The sequence below is a fragment of the Bradyrhizobium sp. 17 genome, assembly GCF_023073515.1.
GTDB lineage: Bacteria > Pseudomonadota > Alphaproteobacteria > Rhizobiales > Xanthobacteraceae > Bradyrhizobium > Bradyrhizobium canariense_D.
The window spans coordinates 178,491-181,726 of sequence record NZ_JADPJQ010000106.1; the positions used below are offsets into that span (position 1 = coordinate 178,491).

Consider the following 3,236-nt stretch of genomic DNA (forward strand, 5'->3'; position numbering starts at 1 on the left):
ACGGAGAACTAGGCCCGAATCACCCCTTCACCTTGATTCCCACCCCTGCCGTCGATACGGTCCCGCGCGATTCAACCCCCCGCGAGAGCCCGATCTGACGATGGACGCCTCCTTGCCCGCCCATATGCGCCCGGAACGCTCGTTCCAGGGCTTTATCCTCGCGCTCCAGCGGTTCTGGGCCGAGCAGGGCTGCGTGATCCTGCAGCCCTACGACATGGAGATGGGTGCGGGTACCTTCCATCCGGCGACCACGCTGCGCGCGCTCGGGCCAAAGCCCTGGAATGCGGCCTACGTGCAGCCCTCGCGGCGGCCCAAGGACGGCCGCTACGGCGAGAATCCGAACCGGCTGCAGCACTACTACCAATTCCAGGTGATCATGAAGCCGTCGCCGGCGAAACTTCAGGAGCTGTACCTGAAGTCGCTCGCCGCGATCGGCATCGATTCCGCCGTGCACGACATTCGCTTCGTCGAGGACGATTGGGAGAGCCCGACGCTGGGCGCCTGGGGCCTCGGCTGGGAGTGCTGGTGCGACGGCATGGAAGTCAGCCAGTTCACCTATTTCCAGCAGGTCGCGGGTGTCGAATGCGCGCCGGTCGCGGGCGAGCTCACCTACGGGCTCGAGCGCCTCGCGATGTACGTGCAGGGCGTCGACCGGGTCTACGACCTCAACTTCAACGGCCGCGACGGTGACGCGAAGGTCACCTATGGCGACGTCTTCCTGCAGGCCGAGCAGGAATATTCGAAGCACAATTTTGAGGTCGCCGACACCGCGATGCTGTTCGAGCAGTTCAAGATGGCGGAAGCCGCCTGCCGGAAATACCTCGATGCGGGTTGGAAAGATGGCAAGCGCGAGGCGCATCTGATGTCGCTTCCGGCCTATGACCAGTGCATCAAGGCAAGCCATGTGTTCAACCTGCTCGACGCGCGCGGCGTGATCTCGGTGACGGAGCGGCAGAGCTACATTCTTCGCGTGCGCGAACTGGCAAAAGCTTGCGGCGAGGCCTGGATACATACTGAAGCGGGCGGAGCGACCTGATGCCCGATCTTTTGCTTGAACTTTTCTCGGAAGAAATCCCCGCGCGCATGCAGGCCAAGGCGGCGGACGATCTGCGCCGCATGGTCACCGACAAGCTCGTCGCCGAGGGTCTCGTCTACGAAGGCGCGAAGGCGTTCGCGACGCCGCGCCGCCTTGCGCTTACCGTGCACGGCATCCCTGCGCGCCAGCCTGACCTGAAGACCGAACGCCGCGGACCGAAGATCGGTGCGGCCGACGCGGCCGTGCAGGGTTTTCTGAAAGCGACGGGTTTGACGTCGCTGGACGAGGCCAAGATCCAGCGCGATCCGAAGGGCGACTTCTACATCGCGCTGATCGAGAAGCCCGGCCGCGACGCCATCGACGTGCTCGCGGAAATCCTCCCCGTGATCATCCGCACTTTCCCTTGGCCGAAATCGATGCGCTGGGGCGCGCGCTCCGGCAAGCCGGGCTCGCTGAGCTGGGTGCGTCCGCTGCACGCGATCACCGCGACGTTCGGGCTCGAGACCGAAGAGCCCGATGTCGTCAAATTCTCGGTGGACGGCATCGAGGCCGGCCAGACCACTTACGGTCACCGCTTCATGGCTCCTAGCGCGATTTCCGTGCGCCGCTTCGAGGACTACGAAGCGAAGCTGAAGGCCGCAAAAGTCATCCTCGATCCGCAGGCGCGCAAGGACATCATCTTTGCCGACGCCAAGGAGGTGACCTTTGCGCAAGGGTTCGAACTGGTCGAGGATCAGGTGCTGCTCGATGAGGTTTCGGGTCTCGTCGAATGGCCCGTCGTCATGATGGGATCGTTCGAAGCGGAGTATCTCGCGATCCCCGACGAGGTGATCCGCGCCACCATCCGCAACAACCAGAAGTGCTTCGTCGTCAAAGATCCCAAGACGGGCAAGCTGACCAACAAGTTCGTACTCACCGCCAACATCGAGGCGCCCGACGGCGGCAAGACCATCGTCGCCGGCAACGAGCGCGTGATCCGTCCGCGTTTGTCGGATGCAAAATTCTTCTATGAGACGGACCTGAAGACCAAGCTAGAAGACCGGCTGCCGAAGTTCGAGCAGATCGTGTTTCACGAGAAGCTCGGCACACAGGCTGAACGCATCAAGCGCATCGAGCGTCTCGCCGCCGAGATCGCGCCGCTGGTCGGCGCCGATGTCGCAAAGGCCACGCGGGCCGCGCATCTGGCGAAGGCGGATTTGTTGACCGAAGTCGTCGGCGAATTCCCCGAGGTGCAGGGCCTGATGGGCAAGTACTACGCGCTGGCCCAGGGCGAGGACGCCTCCGTCGCTGCCGCCTGCGAGGAGCACTATAAGCCGCAAGGGCCTGCCGATCGCGTGCCGACCGATCCGGTCAGCGTCGCAGTCGCGCTCGCGGACAAGCTCGACACGCTTGTCGGCTTCTGGGCGATCGACGAAAAGCCGACGGGATCGAAGGATCCGTATGCGCTGCGCCGCGCGGCGCTGGGCGTGATCAGGATTGTGCTCGAAAATCAGACTAAGATTAGTTTGCGAGAACTCGCTTGGGGGCACTTAGAGCGCTCGTACGACAAACAATACTTGGAAGTTGCAGAAAAGCTTGATGATCTGATGGTCTTTTTCGAAGACCGGCTTAAGGTCCAATTGCGAGATCAGAAGGCGCGTTACGATCTCGTCGATGCGGTTCTCAACGCTGGTTCGTTGGTGCAAGGGCATCCAATAGTGGCGGTCGTCCGCCGCGTCGAAGCACTCGGAAAATTCCTCGATACCGACGACGGCAAGAATCTGCTGGCAGGCACCAAGCGCGCCAGCAACATTCTCTCGATCGAGGAGAAGAAGGATAAGCGCTTATTCGACGGCGCACCCGATGCCTCGCTCTACGCTCTCAGCGAGGAGAAGGCGCTGGCCCGCGCGATCGATGAAGTGACGGCCGAAGCCCGTGCCGCCGTCGCCGGGGAAGACTTCGCTGCCGCGATGAGTGCGATGGCCAAGCTGCGTCCGCCGGTCGATGCGTTCTTCGAGAAAGTTCGCGTCAACGACGAGGATGCGAAGGTGCGTGAGAACCGGCTAAAACTGCTCAACGAGATCCGCAGCGCCACGCGTGCGGTGGCGGATTTCTCGAAGATCCAGGATTGAGCGCGGTCTTGGCGCAATCAACACCGTCATGCCCGGGCTTGTCCCGGGCATCCACGTTCTTCTTCGCTCGTGGAGACGCGTGGATGGGC

The 3,236-nt window shown here is 62.6% G+C and carries 2 protein-coding genes; both read left to right on the top strand.

The window, feature by feature from the left end; all coding sequences use genetic code 11:
• Nucleotides 1–100 precede the first annotated feature (100 nt).
• The gene (locus tag IVB13_RS21705) at nucleotides 101–1,036 is read left to right on the top strand and encodes a glycine--tRNA ligase subunit alpha (RefSeq protein WP_247490380.1); all 936 of its coding nucleotides are present in this window, start codon (nucleotides 101–103) and stop codon (nucleotides 1,034–1,036) included.
• Nucleotides 1,036–3,147, top strand: coding sequence for a glycine--tRNA ligase subunit beta (gene glyS / locus IVB13_RS21710; protein WP_247490381.1), 2,112 nt, complete (start codon nucleotides 1,036–1,038; stop codon nucleotides 3,145–3,147). The genes IVB13_RS21705 and glyS overlap by 1 nt, the downstream gene beginning before the upstream one ends.
• Nucleotides 3,148–3,236 lie beyond the last annotated feature (89 nt).